Below are 20,344 nucleotides of genomic sequence, written 5' to 3' on the forward strand. Positions count from 1 at the left end.
ATCCTTCTAGGTAGAGGTGTGTATTTGAACTTGGCCTTCTAGAGTTCGAATGCCATAGGTTTGAATTTGTACGGCTGGATCTTCTAGACAGGTTCCGTCTTCAAGATGAAAGTGATGTTTATATAGCGGGGAGGCGACATAGGGCGAACCTTCAATTGATCCCATGATGCCTCTAGAAAGTACGTTTGCCTTGCCAACAGGATCGAAGTTGGACAGAGCGTAAAGTTGTTCGGTGCGTTTGCAGTAGAAAATAGCCACTTGTTCACCTGCGACTTTGGCACAGATACCCGTTTGCGGAATTAAGTCCTCTATGGTACAAATAGTCAGCCAGTTGCTCATGATGTTCTCCTTGCTCGTCGAGTGGATTCGAGGGCTGGTGTGATTAACGTACTTCGATGATATTGATATGATCTGAGTCTTTTGTATCGGCCTGCTGCTCTTGGCTAGGAGGCGTGGCTGGTATACGTTGCCCTCGGACCGTTTGGTAGCGAAGCGAATCATCCACTTCATCGCTATTGATAAAGTGGTTGAAGCGTTTCAGCTTTTCGGGGTCATTGATGGTGGTTTTCCACTCGCATTGATAATGAGCGATACTATTGGCCAGCTCGCTTTCTAGTTCATTCGCTAACCCTAGTTTGTCCTCAATGATGATGGATTTGAGATACTCTACGCCTCCTTCCATATTCTCTAGCCATACCGAAGTACGCTGCAGCCTATCTGCGGTGCGGACGTAGAACATGAGTAAGCGATCGATGTATTGTATGAGGGTGGCTTCATCTAAGTCGGTAGCGAATAAGGTGGCATGTCTTGGTCGCATACCACCATTGCCACATACATAAAGGTTCCAACCCTTGTCCGTCGCAATCACGCCAATATCTTTGGATTGAGCTTCAGCGCACTCCCGTGTGCACCCTGAAACGGCGAACTTCAATTTATGTGGCGAACGTAAGCCCTTATAACGATTTTCAATGTCCAGAGCGAGTTGAACACTATCGCCAACCCCGTATCGACACCATGTTGTACCAACACACGACTTGACCGTCCGTACGGATTTGCCATAGGCGTGGCCTGTTTCAAACCCAGCGTCAATCAACTTTTTCCAAATGTGGGGCAGTTCATGAACTTGAGCACCAAACAGGTCGATACGTTGGCCTCCGGTAATTTTGGTATACAGATCGTACTCTTTTGCAATTTCGCCAATGGCGATGAGTTTATCCGGGGTGATCTCTCCAGCAGCCACACGAGGTACCACAGAATACGTCCCATCTTTTTGCATATTGCCCAGATAGATATCGTTGGTGTCTTGCAGTTCCATATGCTCCTTTTTAAGAATGTAATCGTTCCAATAAGAAGCCAGTATAGATCCAACCGCCGGTTTACAAATATCACAGCCAAGGCCTTGGCCATATTGATCAAGAAGGGTGTCAAAATTCTCAATATTGTTGATGCGAATAATGTCGCTAAGCTCTTGTCGTGAGTAATGAAAGTGTTCACATAAGTGATTGTTTACCTCTACGCCCAATTGACTTAGCTCGCTGTCTAGAATTTGTTTAGCCAGAGCACTGCAACCGCCACAACCCGTTGATGCATTGGTGGATGACTTGAGTTCTACCATTGAGATGCAACCATTTGTAACGGCTTGTTTAATAGTAGATTTGGTGACATCAAAGCAGGAGCATATTACCGCGGTTTCCGGAAGCGCATCCACACCCAGAGCGGAGGTGTCATCATCAACCGTGTTGGGTAGAATCAGAACGGACGGGTTTTCTGGAAGCGGCATGTCATTGAGCTTAATTTGCAGCAGAGAGCCAAAAGCTTCTGTATCTCCGACTAGCACAGCACCAATGATTTTACGGCCATCTTCTGAAAGAATCAGTCGCTTGTATACTTGGTCAATTTCGTCACTGTAGGTGTAGGATTGCGCGCCTGCTGTCTGGCCATGGACCTCGCCAATGCTGGCGACATCAACCCCGAGCAGTTTGAGCTTGGTGCTCATATCAGCACCAGTGAAGGTCGTCGCACCGTTTTCATCGCTATCACTAAGGATGTGATTGACAGCGACTTTGGCCATTTGGTAGCCGGGAGCCACGAGACCAAAAATTCGATTTTCCCATAATGCACATTCACCAATAGCGTAGATATCTTCAATGCTGGTTTGGCAGTGGTTATTGATGATGATACCGCCGCGCTCGCCTATTTGAATACCCGCTTGTTTGGCAAGTTCATCTTGGGGCCGAATGCCAGCTGAAAAGATGATCATATCTGTATCAAGGCAAGAGCCATCAGCAAAGTTCATCCGATAGCGCGATTGCGTACCTTTAGTGATCTCTGTGGTGGCTTTTTGCGTATGAACTTTCACGCCCAGCGCTTCGATTTTTCGTTGCAGTAACTCCCCGCCGCCTTCATCGAGCTGCATAGCCATAAGCCTTGGGGCAAACTCAACGACATGAGTCTCTAGGCCAAGGCTTTTTAATGCATTCGCAGCTTCTAGCCCCAACAGGCCGCCACCAATCACCACGCCAGAGCGACTTTCTAAGCTTGATTTCTCAATGGCATCTAGATCTTCAATGGTTCGATATACGTGACAATGTACTTGGTTTCTTCCAGGAATCTCAGGTACAAAAGGGTAGGAGCCAGTAGCCAGTACGAGTTTGTCATACGTTTCTACGCGGCCATTTTGGCTGCGTATGAGTTTATTGGTAATGTCTATGCTGGTCACTTTGTCATTGAGAATAAAATCGACGCCAAGGGTTTGGTAGTGGTTAGCATCCGTCAGGGCGAGATCTTCGGCTGTGTTTCCGCCAAGATATGAGGTAAGTTGAACCCTATCGTAGGCAAGGCGCGGTTCATCTGAAAACGTTACGACCTGATAATTGTGATGCTCATGTTGCAAGAGCAGGTCAATGAACTTGTGGCCAACCATGCCATTACCGACAACAACGACTTTTTGCTTTTCCATTATTTTAATCCTTTTTAATAATGTGCTTTACTACGCCGATTTTGATAGCGGTGAGACCGGGGGTAAGTTAATAATCGGGGCGAATTGGTTGTCCAAAGACGTCAATGGGGAAGTGCTTGGCCTATCAATAGTATGCGATTCTTTATATATAGAGACGACCTTGCCAATGACGATGATGGCGGGTGATTGTATGTGATATGTGTCTTTCAATTGAGTGAGCTGGTGCAGCTTGCCGACGACATTCCTTTGTTCTGGTGTACACCCGTTCTCAATTAGCGCTGCTGGGGTATTTCTGTCCAATCCAGCGGATATTAACTGCTTGGTTATCAACTGGGTTTTACTCAGTCCCATATAAATCACTAACGTTTGATTTAAATTGGCGAGTGATGTCCATTGAATATCCAGTTTGTCTTGAGCATGGGCGGTAATAAAAGTGCAGCCTTGTGCTAGGCCACGATGTGTTAAAGGAATTCCTGCGTACGCGGTGCACCCGGATGCCGCGGTAATGCCTGGGATAACTTGCACGGTAATTCCCTGCTCGCTCAAGTGGATCATCTCTTCTCCTCCACGGCCAAACACAAACGCATCGCCTCCTTTCACTCGGCATACCGTTTGGCCAGCGACAGTAAACTCGGCCATCAAATGGTTGATGTCTTCTTGAGAGTAGCTGTGTTTACCCTTAGCCTTGCCCACGTAAATTGCGCGTGAATGTACCGGGAAGGTGTTTCTGATCTCTTTACTCACCAAGTGGTCATAGACAATGACATCTGATTGCTGAATTGCGTTGGCCGCTTTGATGGTGAGCAATTCAGGGTCGCCAGGACCTGCACCAACGAGATAGACCATGCCTAATTTGGTCTGATTACTTAGTTTGGACATCTCAGTCATCTCTTCACTCCTGTGTTGAGCTTGAACTTTGAATAAATGATGCAAATAAAGCGATAAGAGCAAGGACAGTGCCAGTCAAGTATGAATTTAGGGTGTCTCGATATATTTTTCATTAAAAACAAATGTATAAGACAAATTATTGCTTGCTCCAAAACTGAAAACGTTTGGCCTCGAAATATTTATTTCTACAATAAATGAGCGCCTTTGGTGCAAACTGATTAAAAATGGTGCAAATATTTATCTTTATTAGGAGGTTTAGTTAGTAAATGGATATACCACTTTAGTGGTAATTATTTTAACTAATTGTTTATTCGATATTTTTATCCAATCATCCTGCTTTTCTATGCTTGGCGTACAAATTGCAAATTTTCTACCACAATTGATTTCTCAATCGCGATAAGGTGAGTAATGACAGATTCCAAGGATGGCTGGATAAAAACGACTTGTGCGTATTGTGGGGTGGGCTGTGGAGTAGAAGCTCGTCCGTTGTCTTCGGGCCAATTAGAGGTCCGGGGCGATAAGGAACACCCAGCCAATTATGGCAAGCTTTGCACGAAAGGCATTGCCTTGGGAGAAACAGTGACCAGCATAGGGAGGCTATTGGCTCCGACGATTCGTACCCCTCATGGTGAGCAACAAACCGACTGGACAACTGCGCTTGAATTGGTTGCAGATAGATTGAACGATACGATCGCAAAGCATGGGCCAGACTCAGTGGCATTTTATGTTTCTGGTCAGCTGCTTACAGAAGATTACTATGTAGCAAATAAGTTGATGAAAGGCTTCATTGGTAGTGGCAATATCGATAGCAACTCTAGGCTGTGTATGGCTTCTGCAGTCGCTGGACACAAAAGGGCATTTGGCGCAGATGTCGTTCCGGTATGCTATGAAGATCTGGAATGTACCGATATGGTCGTGATTGTGGGCTCTAACTTAGCTTGGTGCCACCCCGTGTTATTTCAAAGATTAAGGCATGCAAAACAAACCAATCCCAGTCTTGTTATTGTCGTGATTGATCCAAGAGAGACCGAAACCTCATCAATTGCCGATACCCATTTATCTATCAAGTCTGGCTCTGATGTTGCTTTATTTAATGGCTTATTGGCCTATTTAGATAAGCATCACTTGCTTGATGCAAGGTTTGTTGAACAGCATACACAGGGGTTAGAAGCAGCGTTACGTTCGGCTTATGAAGAGAACGGTGTTGAAGAAACTACGGGATTAAGCACGCAAGAGCTAGCAAGCTTTTATGCCAGCTTTTCTCGTTGCGACAAGGTGGTGACCATTTATTCACAGGGGGTCAATCAATCTATCCAAGGTACGGATAAGGTGAATAGTATTATCAACTGCCATTTAGCCTCGGGTAAAATTGGTGAGCCAGGCAGTGGTCCTTTTTCTGTTACAGGGCAGCCAAATGCGATGGGAGGCAGAGAAGTGGGGGCGCTGGCTAATATGCTTGCCGCTCATATGGATTTTGCTAATCCTCAACACCAGAAGCTCGTTGCCAACTTCTGGGGAACAGATAATGTCGCCAGTCAGCCTGGTTTAAAAGCCGTAGATATGTTCAACGCTATCAATGAGGGTAAGATCAAAGCCATTTGGATTATGGCAACCAATCCTGCCGTCAGTTTGCCAGACAACAGAACAGTGCAACAAGCATTGGAAAAATGCCCATGTGTTATTGTTTCAGATTGCATCAAAGATACTGATACCACTCGTTTTGCCGATGTATTATTACCAGCTCAAGGGTGGAGTGAAAAATCCGGTACGGTCAGCAATTCTGAACGGCGAATTTCAAGGCAGAGAAGGTTGTTGCCTTCACCTGGAATGGCCAAACCTGATTGGTGGATTATCTCTAAAGTAGCTCAGAAAATGGGGTTTGAGCAGGCCTTTGACTATCTGCATGAAGGGGAAGTGTTTAAAGAGTACGCGAACCTGACGTCGGTGAAACAAAATGAGTGTCCAAGAGCCCTTAATTTGCAAGGTTTAAACACGCTTAGTGAAGCGCAGTATTCAAAAATGCTACCCCAGCAATGGCCAGTTTCAGAGTACCAGAACCACATTTGCCAAAACAGGTTATTGACTAACAAACAGTTCTATACCTCTTCGAAAAAGGCACAATTTGTCGCGGTGAAAAAGTTACCTCTTGCCCAACTCGCCACGGCTACTTTGCCGCTTCAGCTTAATACTGGGAGAGTAAGAGACCAATGGCACACCATGACTCGCACGGGACTATCGAGCCGTTTAGCAAACCACACTCCTGAGCCTTTCGTAGCAATACACCCAGAAACGGCCAAACACTACCACTTACCGCAGCATGCTCTCGCTGAGGTGTCGAACCAAAACGGAAAAATCATCGCCCGAGTTGAAATAAGTGCTAGCATGTCGCTTGGACAGATATTCGTGCCGATTCATTGGAGCTGCACTAATACTAATGCTGGTAAGCCTAGTCAGCTAATAGACGCACACTGTGATGCGATTTCTGGGCAACCAGAGTTTAAATCGACTCCTGTAATGATTAAACCGTTTGACTATCGCTCGATTTCTATTGTGTTGTGCCGAGAAAAATTGGCAAACTTTAGCCCAGATTACTGGTGTCAACAGACTATACCACAAGGCTATTTGTACAGAGTGGCCAGTCAAGATGATCGCAATCAACTTGTTGACCAGATACTTTTGAGTTTGAAAACGAGTACGAGTACAGCCACTAAACAATTTGAAAGCCAACAAACAATGGAGTGGGAATATGTCCGATTATCGGATACCTTGTGTCACGCCATTGTAGTGGTAAGAGAAGATGCGATGTGTTTTAGCGAAGAATACATCAGTAATAAAATAGAACAGTTTAATCAAAAATTAGATGGTGAGAATGAGGCAGAAAGGTTTAATTTTTCTGAAGTCTCAGTCGCCCAATAGTATACCCGTCACTTTAAGATGAAAGATTTAGAACGAGGTGAAGTGGGGATAAATATTTGCACTTTTTGTGTTGGTATAGGACAGTGATGGGCATCTAGGCTATTCAGTCAACTCGCCTACAGGTTGCTTGGATATTGCTCGGTACATATACTCCAGTATGGATTCATCATTGTCTTTACTCGCCAACAAAGGGAACCGGTTATGTTGCAGCCCCAGAGTGCCATTCTTCCTGAAGCAGGGCCATTTGCTCAGTTCACCCTCATTAAGATCAACAGTCATTTCGATGTCGTCCTTGAACAGCTTAAATCGCTGACATCTTTGGTGGACGAAGTAAATCAAAGCCAACCAGAAGCCAATGTTAAGCTCGCGATTGCTTTTACCAAGCAGTGTTGGCAGCGATTCGACACGCCATTACCGGATCAACTTATTGAGTTTCCTGAACTTGGCTCAGGTAAGGTACATGCGCCGAGCACCGATGTCGATGTGCTTATCCATTGCCATTCACCTCGTCACGACTTACATTTTTATCTGCTTAATTCGTTGATGTCTAATGTAGCTGACTATGTGGAAGTTGTGGATGAAACACACAGTTACCGCTATCTCGACTCGCGTGATATGACTGGATTTGTCGATGGCACAGAAAACCCTAAAGGTGACGATAGGCGAGAAGAAGTCGCTATCATACCCGAGGGAGAGCTCAAAGGTGGTAGCTATGTCATGTTGCAAAGGTTTGTCCATAACCTAGAGCCTTGGAACAAACTGGCTATGCGGCAGCAAGAGAAAATTATTGGCCGTACTAAGCCAGATTCGATAGAGCTTGAGGATGTACATGCCGCGTCCCATGTCGGCCGAGTGGATTTGAAAGAAAATGGAAAAGGCTTAAAAATCGTGCGTCATAGCTTGCCTTATGGAAGTGTAAGTGGAGAGCATGGCTTACTGTTCATTGCTTACTGCAATACTCTAGATAATTTTACAGCCATGTTAGAGAGCATGTATGGCAAAACAGACGGAAAGACCGATATGTTATTGAACTACACCAAAGCGGTAACCGGGGCTTATTTTTTTGCGCCATCCATGGCGTTACTTGACGCACTTCAACTCAAATAAGTGAACTATCTTGGGGATCGCTTTTGCGAAGCGGATCAAAACTACGGCAATTGTCCCTCATCGATCCGCGACATTTTATTTTTTTATTAAAGGATCAAACTTGCTCGCCGATACGAAAACTAGGAAGTTGTAATTGTAGGCGAGTCATATGCCCATCACTGTTAATACCAATGTCTCAGCATTGGTTGCGCAAAAGAATTTAGGTAACGCAACCGAATTGCTGAATCAATCTCTGGAGAGGCTCTCTTCAGGGTATCGTATTAATAGTGCCAAAGATGACGCGGCTGGTTTGCAGATTTCAAACCGTCTTGAAGCACAAATGAGTGGCTTAGATGTCGCCGTGAGAAATGCGAATGATGGGATTTCTATTCTGCAAACGGCAGAAGGTGCGATGAGCGAATCAACGTCGCTATTGCAACGAATGAGGGATTTGTCGCTGCAAGCGGCCAATGGTTCAAACAGCCAATCTGAGCGCTCCGCTCTCCAGCAAGAAATCTCTGCACTCAACGACGAATTGAAGAGGATCGCTGAAACTACCTCTTTTGGTGGCCGCCGGCTTCTTAATGGCTCGTTCGATAATTCTTCTTTTCAAATAGGAGCCAGTTCGGGAGAAGCTGTGCAATTCTCATTGAGGAATATGCGCCCTGATGGAATTGAAATGGGGGGCTTTAGCTATGTGGCGCAGCAACCCGTGGATGCCAACTGGAAAGTCAGCCAGGGTAAACAGATGTTGGTCATGAACTATGTGGATGCATTTGGTGAGCAGCAGAGCATTAGCATTGAAGCGAAAGTGGGCGATGATATTGAAGAGTTGGCCACGTATATTAATGGGCAAACCGACGATGTGTCCGCGTCAGTGAATCAAAGTGGTCAGTTGCAAATCTTTATGGCAGGTAAAGAGACCGCAGGGACAATATCCTTCTCTGGCAGTTTGGCAGGCTCGCTCAATATGGCGGTCTCAGGTTATGAGACGGTGGATAATATCAATGTCACGGATGTCGGCGGTGCGCAGCGAGCCGTGTCTATTATTGATACCGCACTAGAATACGTCGACAGCCATCGAGCAGAGATGGGGGCGATGCAAAATCGCTTTGGTCACGCTATATCCAACTTAGAAAATATTCACGAAAACTTGGCGGCATCAAATAGCCGAATCAAGGATGCTGACTATGCCAAAGAGACAGTACAGATGCTGAAACAGCAAATTTTGCAGCAAGTCAGCACCAGTGTATTAGCGCAAGCTAAGAAGCAACCGAATCTCGCCTTGAAGCTGCTAAAATAATTGGCAGGTTTTCGGCAGAAGAAATTAAAGCTTTAGAAAAAAATACAGTCAATTTACCACTTCTTTTTACTTCATCACGTTTACTCCCTGAATCCATATTTTTCGATAAAAAAACGCATTAAATAGTTAAAGAAATCGCCAGAAAAGTCGTTAATAAAAGTAACGCAAACAGAACAACTTGGTTTTCCGAGACGTCGGAAAACGGAATTTCGGAAAATCAATTGGAGAAACTATCATGGCAGTCAACGTAAACACTAATGTCCCAGCAATGACAGCTCAACGTTATTTAAATATCGCAAATCATAAGCAGGAAACGGCGATGGAACGTTTATCTTCTGGCTTTAGGATTAATAGTGCAAAAGATGATGCTGCAGGTTTGCAAATTTCCAACCGACTTACTTCTCAAAGCCAAGGTTTAGGCACCGCGGTACGTAACGCCAACGATGGTATCTCTATTGCACAAACCGCAGAGGGTGCGATGGCAGAAAGCACAACCATCTTACAAAGAATGCGAGACCTTTCACTTCAATCCGCTAACGGTTCGAACTCAAAATCAGAGCGTGTCGCGATTCAAGAAGAAGTCACCGCTTTAAATAAAGAACTTAACCGTATCGCCGAAACAACCGCATTTGGTGGACTAAGACTGCTTAATGGACGATTTGGTACCGAATCTTTCCAAATTGGTTCCAATAGTGGTGAAGCCGTTATGCTAACTCTGATGAATTTGCGTAGCGATGATCCATTGATGGGTGGGACAAGCTATGTGGCAACCAATGCCAAGGATGCAAAATGGGGTGTGCCCGTTGGTGCCAGTGATATGACCATCAGCTTCACGGATGACGAAGGTATGGAGCAAAATGTGGTCATTAATGCTCACCCAGGTGATGATATCGAAGAGCTGGCGACTTTCATCAACGGTCAAAACGAATATGTGGACGCGTCCGTAAACGAAGATGGTCAATTACAACTGTTTGCTGGCAACAATAAAGTCAGCAGCCCGATAACAGTATCAGGGAGTTTAGCGGGTGAGTTTGGTTTCCAAGAAGGACAAACCGTTACGGTAGATACCATAGATGTAACGACCGTAGGTGGCGCGCAAGAAGCGGTAGGGATTATTGATTCAGCATTGGTGCTAGTCGATAGTAGTCGAGCTAACCTAGGTGCCTTTCAAAACAGAATGTCTCATGCAATCAGTAATTTAGATAACATTCATGAGAATGTTAATGCCTCTAGAAGCCGTATCAGAGACACCGACTTTGCCAAAGAAACCACGGCATTGACTAAATCGCAAATCTTGACTCAATCTTCGAGCACAATTTTGGCTCAGGCTAAACAAGCTCCGAATGCAGCGCTAGGATTGCTTCAATAACAATTATGAACAGTTGAAGCACACCAAAAGGGCCAAGTGGCCCTTTTGGTGTTTTATAGATCTAAATAACGATCAGTTAGTTGAAGTTCTGGATAGTGAAATTCTGTAAAGTTGCTCTCGAGCCTGAGCAGGTATAGTCGAGAATTAGATTGCCCTGAGAATTGTTTCTCATATTGATAAAGTTTTTGTACCAATCTTGCTTGGCACCACTGGTGTCGTTATTCAGACTAAAATATAAAATATTCCCGCCACCACACGGACCACTGTCAGCATCACTTCCCCAGAGCACCGAGGCGTCCCCGGACTGATCGAGCTTGATGTATGAAATATTGGTCCCTTTGAATTTTACATAATTACTGCTGCTATTTATGCCCTCATCGGCAAAGCTAGATACACTTACTCCAAAAGACAGTGCGAAAGTTGTCACGATGAGGCTTGCTTTTTTGATCATAGATAACTCCTTAATCTATATAACTCGCTACTTTTTCTACAAAATGTTTGTGGTTGTTGTCGCGGAATGGATGATGGTATGTTTGTTTAATTTAAGCAATTGATTTCATATTTTTTGGGTGTTCAGTACCCATAGTTGGTTAGACTCTAGCCAGTGAAATCAAAAAAATTATCAATTTTTTTAATCTATTTATGTTATTGATATTTATTGATATATGAGTAATAAACAATCTTCTTAAGCTATGTCACTAAATTTTTTTCTAAAGGTTATTTTTCGATCGCCGTTAAAGGACTGAGAGAAATGAGATATGCCAACGTGAGGTGAGAGACACGACGGTATGTCATTCTTAAGCCAAAGGAGATCAACTATATGTCGATTAACGTAAACACGAACGTGGCGGCGATGACGGCGGAGCGCTATTTAAATAAAGCGACCGAAGGCGTCGACAAGGCCATGGAACGCCTATCATCAGGGTATCGGATAAACAGTGCCCGAGATGATGCGGCAGGTCTACAAATAGCCAACCGATTGACTTCACAAAGTCGCGGCTTGGATATGGCGGTGAAAAATGCCAATGATGGTATTTCCATTGCTCAAACGGCTGAAGGTGCCATGAGTGAGTCCACTAATGTCCTTCAACGTATGCGCGACCTCGCGCTACAGTCCTCAAACGGTTCTAACTCTCGTTCTGAACGGGTAGCGATTCAACAAGAAGTCTCAGCGTTGAATAAAGAACTCAATCGTATTGCCGAAACGACCTCTTTTGGTGGTAATAAGTTGTTAAACGGTACTTACGGAAATCAATCTTTTCAAATCGGTGCGGCGGCTGGTGAAGCGGTCATGTTGTCGATGGGCAATATGCGATCGGACACCCGCGACATGGGCGGTACCAAATATGTAGCGACGGAAGGAAAAAGTGCTGACTGGACAGTGACATCTGCAACTGATTTATCACTGAACTATACTGATAACAATGGTGAAGAGAAAGAAATCACGATTAATGCTAAGCAGGGAGAGGATTTAGAAGAACTTGCAACTTACATTAATGGTCAGACTGCTGATGTACAAGCTTCGGTCGGTGAGCAAGGCAAATTGCAGCTCTTCGCATCATCGCAAAAAGTCAGCAGTGATTTATCGATCAGTGGTGGATTAGCCTCTGAAATTGGATTTGGTTCTGGCCAAGATGTTACGGTCTCGGATATTGATGTAACAACAGTTGCAGGTTCGCAATTAGCGGTATCGGTTATTGATGGTGCATTGACTACGGTGGATGAGCAGCGAGCGTCTTTGGGTGCATTCCAAAACCGGTTTAGTCACGCAATCAGTAACCTTGAAAATATTGACGAGAACGTGAATGCGTCTCGAAGTCGGATTCAAGATACTGATTACGCCAAAGAAACAACGGAAATGACCAAGCAGCAAATATTGCAGCAAGCGAGTACCTCCGTTTTGGCGCAGGCGAAGCAAACACCATCAGCAGCTCTTAGCTTATTAGGTTAATCGGTGAGCTCTAATCGAGCTTATTGGGAAGGGCGATATGATGATTGCCAACCTATAAGGTGGAAGGGAGATTGTTATGGAAATACCATCCAACACATCGAACATCCAGCCTTACGGCTCACAAAGTGGCATTAAAGTTGCTTCGGAAAACGATAGTGCTCAACGTACTTCCTCGCAGAAAGAAAGTGTTGATGTCGCTTCAGAGGTGAATCAAAGGCACAAGCAGTCGGTTGAAGCTGCAATTGATCTTGCTCAACAGAGAGAAAGACTCAATAAAGCTGAGCGTGCCAAGATGATGGAGCAGATGAACGAGTTCATCTCATCAATAAACACTGGTTTGTCATTCCGATTGGATGAAGAATCCGGGAGGGATGTAGTGACGATCTATGAAGCGAGTACTGGCGATGTAATTCGTCAGATACCAGAAGAGGAAATGCTAGAGGTGTTACGACGCCTTAAAGCTCAGTCAGGTCGATTCTCATCAGGCTTGCTGAATGATAAGGTTTAATCGTAGTTTTTTGAGGTGATTTGATGAGCTTAGGCCCAATGGGTATGAATTCTGGCATGGACATTAATTCCATGGTCAGCAAGATTGTAAATGCGGAGCGTGTTCCTAAACAGCAACGTATTGACGATCAGCAGGCTAAGAATGATGCCAGTATTAGTGCTTATGGTCGGCTCAGAGAGTCGCTGGATACGATGAAAAATCTCATGATGAAGTTTCGTCAGGAGAAGGCGTTTGCCGCCAGAAAAGTGGAAACCACGAATGACAACGTGGTTTCCGCGACGGCAACGACTGATGCAATCGCAGGTAGATATGCCATCGATGTGTTGCAGCTTGCTCAGAGCCATAAAGTCGCGTCAGATGTGTTACCAGAAAACGCGAAGTTTGGTCCGGGTAAGCTGCAGATTTCCTTGGGTGATCAGCAGTTTACTGTCGATGTTAAAAAAAATTCCAAATTAGTTGACGTCGTTCGTGGTATTAACGACGCAAAATCCAACCCAGGCGTGAGAGCCTCCATCATCAACGATGTCGATGGCCCTCGGCTAATTGTTGCCTCGACCACTTCTGGTCAAGAAAATCGAGTTAAAATTAATGCTCAAGCTGAAAGAGGCGATTTGCTTAAGAAGCTTGAATATAAAACCTTAGAAGAGCGGGTTAAAGATCTAGAAAAGGCACGTGCCAACGCGCAAGAACTGATTAGCCCTCTGACAGAAAAGGAAAAAGAGCTAGCACAAAAAATTGCCGATAAAATCAGTGCGGCGGCAAAGCAAGTGGATGAAGACATTGCCCAGGAAGTGGAGCAAGTTGCCCAAACGGTTCAATCCAAGGCCGCACAACCGGGTAGTGAAACCGGCGATCTTTCCAAAGCTGCAGTAACGGCTGCAGCCGCCGCGGCGGAAGCGGCAAAAAGCCTCAAGCCAGAAGATAGAATTCCTGGCTGGTCAGAGACGGCGTCCGGTACGCTACTTGATTCTTACTGGGAGCCAGAAGTTGAGCTGGATGAGAAAGCAATAGAGAAAGCTCCAGATGTACCTGGTTGGTCGAACACCGCATCGGGGACATTGACCTCTTCCTATGTGACTCCCAAAGAAGCTCAAGAGATTCTAGAGCAAAAAATCGCTAAAGAGGATGCTGAAATTCAGCGCGCAGTGAAGGCGGGAGAGCTGACGCCAGAGCAGGCCAAGGAAAAAGAAAGAGCGAGACTCACGCCTGAAGAGCGAGCGTACTTGGAAAAAGTTGATAAAGCTGATGCGGATCTCAGAGCGGCGCAAGAGTCCTTTGATACGTACCGGGGGATGTCAGAGGTCCAGGCGGCGCAGGACTCGAAAGTGGTGTTGGATGGCGTTGCGCACTTATCGAGTGAAAATAATATCATCGAAGATGCGATAGAGGGTGTAGACTTAACATTGAAAGGTAAGTCTGAACCAGATAAAGCGCCTTCAGAAATAGACATTGAGTATGATAGACAAGGTGTTAGGGAAGATATTGAACAGTTTGTGGCTGCATACAACCAGTTTTATCAACTGTCTCAACAATTGGGTGGTGTCGACCCAAGGACAGGACAAGCCGGACCTTTGTCGGGCGACAGTGTGGTACGTAGCTCGGATTCGAAATTGAAACGGATATTCTCAACCGATATTGAACCTGCGCCCGAAAATCTTAAGACCTTAACAGAATTTGGCATTACCACCACCAGACAGGGCACATTAGAGATAAACTATAAGTTGTTAGATAAGCAGATAAATAACAACTTTAATAACCTATCTGACTTTTTTGGTGGTAATGAGGGATTTGCTAAACGTGTGGAAGACACCATACAGCAAATGACTGGGGTGACAGGTTCAATACGCACACGCGAGAAAAGTTTAACGGAAAGTAATCGACGCTTAGGTGATGATCAAGTGGCGCTCGATAGAAGAATGGACAGTTTGGAAAAGCGTACCCATGCAAAATTTGTCGCCATGCAAGATGCAACAGGGAAGATGCAGACTCAGCTTTCTGGAATGATGAATGCCTTAGGTGGGTAATAGATGAAATCTGAGCTTGAGCAAATATGTGATTTAAATAATAAAATCAGGCAATGCATTACAGAAAGTGAAATTAATACTGAAGAACTTACTCAATTTGTCGATATAAGGGAACAGATACTGCATACAGTTATTTCAGGGATTAAAGCGGATCCTAGCTGTGTAGATAAAGAAGAGTGGCAATCTGTCATTCTTGAGACACAATTGGTAGTAGAACTGATGCAAACGAAAACTGCCGAACTAGGACAAGCTTTAAAAAAGTATCGACATGGCAGTAAATCGGTACAGCAATATAAGAAGTTTTTATAGCAAGAGGGAAATTATGCGTGGTTCGTTACAGGCATACAAGAAGGTATCCGTTGATAGCCAACTCAGTGCGGCCTCTCCGCATAAAATCGTGCAAATGCTCATGGCAGGTGCTATTGAGCGCTTGATTCAAGGAAAAGCGGCGATGCTACAAGGCAACATCCCCTCTAAAGGAGAGCGCCTTGGTAAAGCATTGGATATCATCATAAGTTTAAGAAGTTGTTTGTCCATGGATGATGGCGGCGACGTGGCGAAGAACTTAGATCAGTTATACGAGTTTATGATTACTCAAATAGCTGACGCAAATCATAAAAACGATCCTCAATTACTCGATGATGTGATTGAGATTGTGCGAGAAATTAAGTCAGCTTGGGACAAAATACCCACAGAGTTCCACAACCTGACGGCATCTGACGCAAATGCATAAATGGGTTCCATAGATTTAACTAATGTCACATAGCATAATTGCTTGGTTGCCTTATTTTTTTTATCAAATAGAATGTAATTAACTAACAGGACTAGTGGTTATTTTGGGGTTGCACTGCGAAGTTATCTATTTTGAGGCAAGCACAAAATATCAAGATGAAGGCAATCATTCTTCCCTATGCAAGGTATCGCAAAACTACTTGTGATTGAAGATGACGCTCAACAGCGTGTCAATCTAAGTAATATATTAGAGTTTGTTGGAGAGCAGTGTGAAATTGTCTCTTCTAACCAATTAGAGGATCAGGACTGGTCGCAGGTCTGGTCAGGTTGCATTATCGGTTCTCTTGCTGGCGGCGAATTACCTTCAAAGTTAAGTGAAAAGTTGTCTCAGTCCCACCATATCCCCCTCCTAAAAGTTGGAAACATCGCCTACTCCCTAGAAAATTACCCACAGTTTGTCGGAGAATTAGCACTCCCTCTTAATTATCCTCAGCTAAGCGAAGCTCTAAGATATTGCAAAGACTTTTTAGGTCGACAAAACACCAATGTAGAGTCTCCGAGTCAAGGCTCTGAGCTATGTCGAACCCTAGTAGGGCAAAGCCCTGAAATCGAGGAAGTTCGTCATCTGATTCAACAGGTAGCGCAGACTGATGCCAATGTATTGGTGTTAGGTGAATCAGGTACAGGTAAAGAAGTGGTGGCCAGAAATATTCATTATCACTCAGCACGAAAAAAGGGCCCATTTGTACCAATCAATTGCGGTGCCATCCCACCTGAATTGCTAGAGAGTGAACTGTTTGGTCATGAAAAAGGCGCATTTACTGGCGCAATTACAGCCAGAAAAGGGCGTTTCGAACTCGCCCAATCTGGAACCATCTTTTTAGATGAAATTGGCGATATGCCAATGCCAATGCAGGTTAAGCTATTGCGGGTATTGCAAGAGCGAACTTTCGAGCGGGTAGGTGGTAACACAACAATCAAAGTCGATGTACGTGTGGTTGCCGCCACACATCGTAACTTAGAAAACATGATAAAAGACGGTGAATTCCGTGAAGACTTATATTATCGGTTGAACGTCTTTCCAATTGAAATGCCTGCCTTAAAAGATCGCAAACAAGATATTCCCCTGCTATTGCGTGAGTTAATGGCGCGCTTAGAGTCTGAAGGTGGTCGCCCAATTTGCTTTAGCCCTCGCGCTGTCAGCTCTTTAATGGAGCACCCTTGGCCTGGTAATGTGCGTGAATTGGCCAATTTAATTGAGCGGATGATCATTTTACATCCCGATAAGCTGGTGGATGTGAATCATCTTCCAGCAAAGTATCGTTACGGCGATATTCCTGAATTTCAACCAGAGAATAACGCCAATCAAACGGTAGAAGAGCTAGAGCGTGAAACTTTAGCAGAAGTCTTTTCAGAAAATTTTCAGTTTGAGCTTGATCAGCAATCTAGCGGTATCAATGGTTCTCAGTCGCTGCAATCGATTCCCCCCGAAGGCATCAACTTAAAAGAAATGCTTGCCGATCTTGAGATAGGGTTAATTAATCAGGCACTTGACTTACAAAGTGGTGTGGTTGCTAGAGCAGCAGATATGCTCGGTATGCGGCGAACGACTCTGGTTGAGAAAATGCGCAAATACAATCTACAGCGTTAGCATGGTTATTTGGTGCTATGCATCGCAGTTATTCGAACTTTATCCTATGCTTGGGAATAACGATACGTGCTATTGAGTGAGCATACTTTCTGGCCACATTGAAGTGCAGCACAGTAAGAGTAGTGGTGACCGTAGCAAGTTTTCTAACTTGCTGTTAATTCTAACCGTATCTTGAAGTGCTTTTCTTGCCCGGGCTCAGATAGTTGCTTATTATCACAACTCGCAATGAACGATATAGGATAAACATGCGTAATTTAGCTTTATTGGTGATGATGTTATTAGCGCTTCCGGCCTATGCGCTAACTAAAGTGGATTTATATAGTTCACATATATTGTTGGGCAAAGACGCGAAGGATGCCAGATTCACCGACGAAAATGCCCGTCAGCAAGGGATGAAGAATGTCATTATCCGAGCTTCAGGTGATCCTAACGCTATTGACAATGCGGTTATCACTAAAGCCCTTAACGACAGTGCTCGATATATAACTCAGATCAGCTATGCGACCAAAGATCAAAATACCTATCTTGATATGCAGTTTGGTGCTCCACAAATTCGTTCTCTGCTGACTCAAGCTAAATTGCCGTTTTGGCCTTCAATGAGACCAAATCTTCTCGTTTGGGTGATCGAAGATAATGGCTATGAGCGTCAGATAGATTGGGAACATTCTGATTCCCCTGTGCTAAAAGAAATACGTGAGACAGCTAAGCTAAGAGGCTTACCATTAACGGTTCCGGTTGGTGATTTTGATGACATAACTGGTACTTCAGCGTCAGACTTTTGGGGTGGATTCGTTATCCCTATGAGTAAAGCTAGCCAGCGCTATCCGGCCGATGCGGTATTAGTCGTCAAAGTGGAGCAGGGCGCTAAGCTGTCTTGGACATTGTACGATCAAAAACCATCGGCAATGATTGATACCACGGCAGTACCAGTGACTGGGAAGGACTCAGGAGATAACGCTGGCGCACAAATGATCAATGAAATTAGTAATTACTATGCCAAGAAAAGTGGTGTTGTGATTGCGAGCGAATCGTCTGAATCCGTTAAAACCCAATTTACTAATATCAATACAGCGGATGACTTTTTTCGATTAGAGGATAAGTTGAAGGGACTAAGCTCGGTTGCGTCTTTAGATGTGCTAAGCATCCATGGCTCTACGGTATTGTTCCGAGTTCACCTATTGGCGTCAGTAGATAGCTTTGAACAAGAAGTGACGCGCATGGGCAATGTGACGCAAATAGAGCCAGAAGACTTGCCTCTACCCGCGACAGGGCAACTTCCTGACTCATCATCTGATTCATCTAACGCTGTACCGCCTTCCAGCACAGATGCTTCAACGCCAGCTCAATCGGATAATTCGACCAACAACTCAGCGTCTCCCATACAGGCTGGTCAAGTGGCGGATAACCAATATGTAGTGGATACTACGGCTGATTCTATAGAGCACAACAGCTCATCAGATGCTGCAGTGACGCCACCACCGACAAATCCGACTTTGGCCTATAAATGGCAAGATCAGTAGTTCGGTAAAAACAGATAAGAAATAGCGAGCAGGTCATGCTCGCTATTTTTATGCGTGAGTGATTTTATTAACCTCATATATGAGACTAATTACCAAACTTTTGCTTTTCAATTTTTTCCACTTCAGACAACTTTTTAAGCCGTAGCCCAAGCTCTTTTCCGCGTGAGCGAGCATATAGGGTATTGCCTACAAATGCGGTTAGGGTCAACAGAAGCTCAACCGCAGCTAACCAACGTTCTCCCAAGTCGATATATAAAATGGTTAATGCATGCAAAAAATACAGCATTAAGACAAAGTTTGCCCAAGCATGGGTATAGGGCTTGCCAACGAGGATACCTGGTAGTGGTAGCAGTAGCGGTAAGCACCATGCGATTGCAACGTAAAAACTGCTAATGTGCTGATGTGGTGAAAGATAAAACTGCCATACCGCCACCCAAATTAATAGAGTGATGTTTCCCAATAACGCGATATAGCGGTGTTGCTTCGTCCTTGATGCCATTTCCATTGTTATGCTTATTCCTTGAGCTTTAATGCTGTTGTCGCCAATCGCTTACCTAGCTGAATGGCTAACTCACTTTCTTCTTTTGACAGGTTGTTAGTACCTGCAGATGTCGTCGATGCGCCGTATGGCGAGCCACCACTTTGCGTACTGTGAAGCTGGGATTCTGAATAGGGTATGCCCATGACGATCATCCCGTGATGAAGAAGAGGTAGCATCATCGATTGTAAAATCGTCTCTTGCCCACCATGTAAGCTGGATGATGAGGAGAACAAGCAAGCTGGTTTGCCAATCAGAGCACCGCCTACCCAAAGCGATGTCGTATGATCCCAAAAGTGTTTGAGTGGGCCTGCCATGTTACCAAACCAAACAGGGCTCCCCATTGCCAAACCATCGCAGCATGATAGCTCTTGCATGGTGACAATCGGATCGCTTGGCTCATCTGATCTATCGCCAATTTCTTCAACCGTTCTAAGGATGGCTTCGCATCCGCTGACGGACTCGACTCCCCTAGCAATATGTCGCGCTAATGTTTGCGTACTACCATGGCGGCTGTAGTAGAGTACTAATAGTTGACAGCTCATAGGATCTCCAAGACTTGTTCAGGCGGGCGGCCATGCTTTGCTTTTCCGTTAGCAACCACGATAGGTCTTTCAATGAGTTTTGGGTTGTCGGCCATGGCTTGGAAAAGCTGGTTGTCATCCGCACTGGCTAAATTCAGTTCTTGATAGATGTCTTCTTTTACTCGCATCATCTCTCTTACCGAAGATAGGCCAAGTTGCGCGTAGAGGGCTTGCAATTGATCCACGCTAGGCGGTGTATCGAGATACTTAATGATTTTAGGCTGAATCCCTTTTTCTTCTAACAAGGCAAGTGTTTGTCGGCTTTTAGAACAGCGAGGATTGTGATAAATCGTGACAGACATTAGTGACTCCTAA

General features: G+C 44.7%; 18 protein-coding genes. 11 read left to right on the forward strand and 7 right to left on the reverse strand.

Translation table 11 applies throughout. From position 1 onward, the window contains the following. Positions 1-6 precede the first annotated feature (6 nt). The 3 genes from nirD to cobA are packed head-to-tail and all read right to left on the reverse strand — an operon-like array spanning position 7 to position 3,847. Positions 7-339: a nitrite reductase small subunit NirD gene (gene nirD / locus M9194_RS13975; protein WP_250613297.1), complete on the reverse strand. Its 333-nt coding sequence runs from the start codon at positions 337-339 to the stop codon at positions 7-9. A 43-nt stretch (positions 340-382) separates the two neighbouring features. After that, on the reverse strand, positions 383-2,959 hold the full coding sequence (nirB, locus tag M9194_RS13980; protein WP_250613298.1) for a nitrite reductase large subunit NirB: 2,577 nt from the start codon (positions 2,957-2,959) through the stop codon (positions 383-385). Between the two features lie 30 nt (positions 2,960-2,989). Next, a complete protein-coding gene (cobA, locus tag M9194_RS13985) occupies positions 2,990-3,847 on the reverse strand; it encodes a uroporphyrinogen-III C-methyltransferase (RefSeq protein WP_250613299.1) in 858 nt (285 codons plus the stop codon). Positions 3,848-4,255: 408 nt separating this feature from the next. Here cobA and M9194_RS13990 point away from each other — a divergent pair, with 408 nt between their 5' ends. From M9194_RS13990 to M9194_RS14005, 4 genes are all read left to right on the forward strand, one after another. Further along, entirely contained in the window at positions 4,256-6,763 is a 2,508-nt protein-coding gene (locus tag M9194_RS13990) for a molybdopterin oxidoreductase family protein (protein ID WP_250613300.1), read from the forward strand. Between the two features lie 201 nt (positions 6,764-6,964). Next, entirely contained in the window at positions 6,965-7,870 is a 906-nt protein-coding gene (locus M9194_RS13995) for a Dyp-type peroxidase (protein WP_250613301.1), read from the forward strand. Positions 7,871-8,018: 148 nt separating this feature from the next. Next, positions 8,019-9,152: a flagellin gene (locus tag M9194_RS14000; protein WP_250613302.1), complete on the forward strand. Its 1,134-nt coding sequence runs from the start codon at positions 8,019-8,021 to the stop codon at positions 9,150-9,152. Between the two features lie 235 nt (positions 9,153-9,387). Further along, a complete protein-coding gene (locus tag M9194_RS14005) occupies positions 9,388-10,521 on the forward strand; it encodes a flagellin (RefSeq protein ID WP_250613303.1) in 1,134 nt (377 codons plus the stop codon). 76 nt (positions 10,522-10,597) lie between these two features. Here the strand turns inward: M9194_RS14005 and M9194_RS14010 are convergent, their stop codons facing one another. Further along, complete coding sequence (locus M9194_RS14010; RefSeq protein WP_250613304.1) at positions 10,598-10,972, reverse strand: hypothetical protein; 375 nt, start codon at positions 10,970-10,972, stop codon at positions 10,598-10,600. A gap of 369 nt (positions 10,973-11,341) precedes the next feature. Here M9194_RS14010 and M9194_RS14015 point away from each other — a divergent pair, with 369 nt between their 5' ends. The 7 genes from M9194_RS14015 (at position 11,342) to M9194_RS14045 (ending at position 18,907) form a co-directional block, all read left to right on the forward strand. Then, positions 11,342-12,472 (forward strand): flagellin, encoded by a 1,131-nt coding sequence (locus tag M9194_RS14015; protein WP_250613305.1) that lies wholly within the window; start codon positions 11,342-11,344, stop codon positions 12,470-12,472. Positions 12,473-12,548: 76 nt separating this feature from the next. After that, a complete protein-coding gene (flaG, locus tag M9194_RS14020) occupies positions 12,549-12,980 on the forward strand; it encodes a flagellar protein FlaG (RefSeq protein ID WP_250613306.1) in 432 nt (143 codons plus the stop codon). A gap of 23 nt (positions 12,981-13,003) precedes the next feature. Further along, a complete protein-coding gene (gene fliD / locus M9194_RS14025) occupies positions 13,004-15,004 on the forward strand; it encodes a flagellar filament capping protein FliD (RefSeq protein ID WP_250613307.1) in 2,001 nt (666 codons plus the stop codon). 3 nt (positions 15,005-15,007) lie between these two features. Next, the gene (gene fliT / locus M9194_RS14030; protein WP_250613308.1) at positions 15,008-15,313 is read left to right on the forward strand and encodes a flagellar protein FliT; all 306 of its coding nucleotides are present in this window, start codon (positions 15,008-15,010) and stop codon (positions 15,311-15,313) included. Positions 15,314-15,326: 13 nt separating this feature from the next. Next, positions 15,327-15,737, forward strand: a complete 411-nt coding sequence (fliS, locus tag M9194_RS14035; protein ID WP_250613309.1) for a flagellar export chaperone FliS — start codon at positions 15,327-15,329, stop codon at positions 15,735-15,737. A gap of 177 nt (positions 15,738-15,914) precedes the next feature. Continuing rightward, the gene (locus tag M9194_RS14040) at positions 15,915-17,387 is read left to right on the forward strand and encodes a sigma-54 dependent transcriptional regulator (RefSeq protein ID WP_250613310.1); all 1,473 of its coding nucleotides are present in this window, start codon (positions 15,915-15,917) and stop codon (positions 17,385-17,387) included. A gap of 245 nt (positions 17,388-17,632) precedes the next feature. Then, positions 17,633-18,907, forward strand: coding sequence for a DUF2066 domain-containing protein (locus tag M9194_RS14045; protein WP_250613311.1), 1,275 nt, complete (start codon positions 17,633-17,635; stop codon positions 18,905-18,907). A gap of 85 nt (positions 18,908-18,992) precedes the next feature. Here M9194_RS14045 and M9194_RS14050 read toward each other — a convergent pair whose 3' ends face one another. From M9194_RS14050 to arsC, 3 genes are read right to left on the reverse strand one after another with little or no spacing between them, the layout of a single operon-like run. Next, on the reverse strand, positions 18,993-19,412 hold the full coding sequence (locus tag M9194_RS14050; RefSeq protein ID WP_250613312.1) for a DUF2069 domain-containing protein: 420 nt from the start codon (positions 19,410-19,412) through the stop codon (positions 18,993-18,995). Between the two features lie 8 nt (positions 19,413-19,420). Then, positions 19,421-19,990 carry an NAD(P)H:quinone oxidoreductase gene (gene wrbA, locus M9194_RS14055; protein ID WP_250613313.1) on the reverse strand — a complete coding sequence of 190 codons (570 nt, stop codon included), beginning with the start codon at positions 19,988-19,990 and terminating at the stop codon, positions 19,421-19,423. Beyond that, positions 19,987-20,331, reverse strand: coding sequence for an arsenate reductase (glutaredoxin) (gene arsC / locus M9194_RS14060; protein WP_250613314.1), 345 nt, complete (start codon positions 20,329-20,331; stop codon positions 19,987-19,989). The genes wrbA and arsC overlap by 4 nt, the downstream gene beginning before the upstream one ends. Between the last annotated feature and the right edge of the window lie 13 nt (positions 20,332-20,344).

Origin of the sequence: Vibrio sinus, from assembly GCF_023634645.1 — a bacterium.
GTDB classification, from domain to species: Bacteria; Pseudomonadota; Gammaproteobacteria; order Enterobacterales; family Vibrionaceae; genus Vibrio; species Vibrio sinus.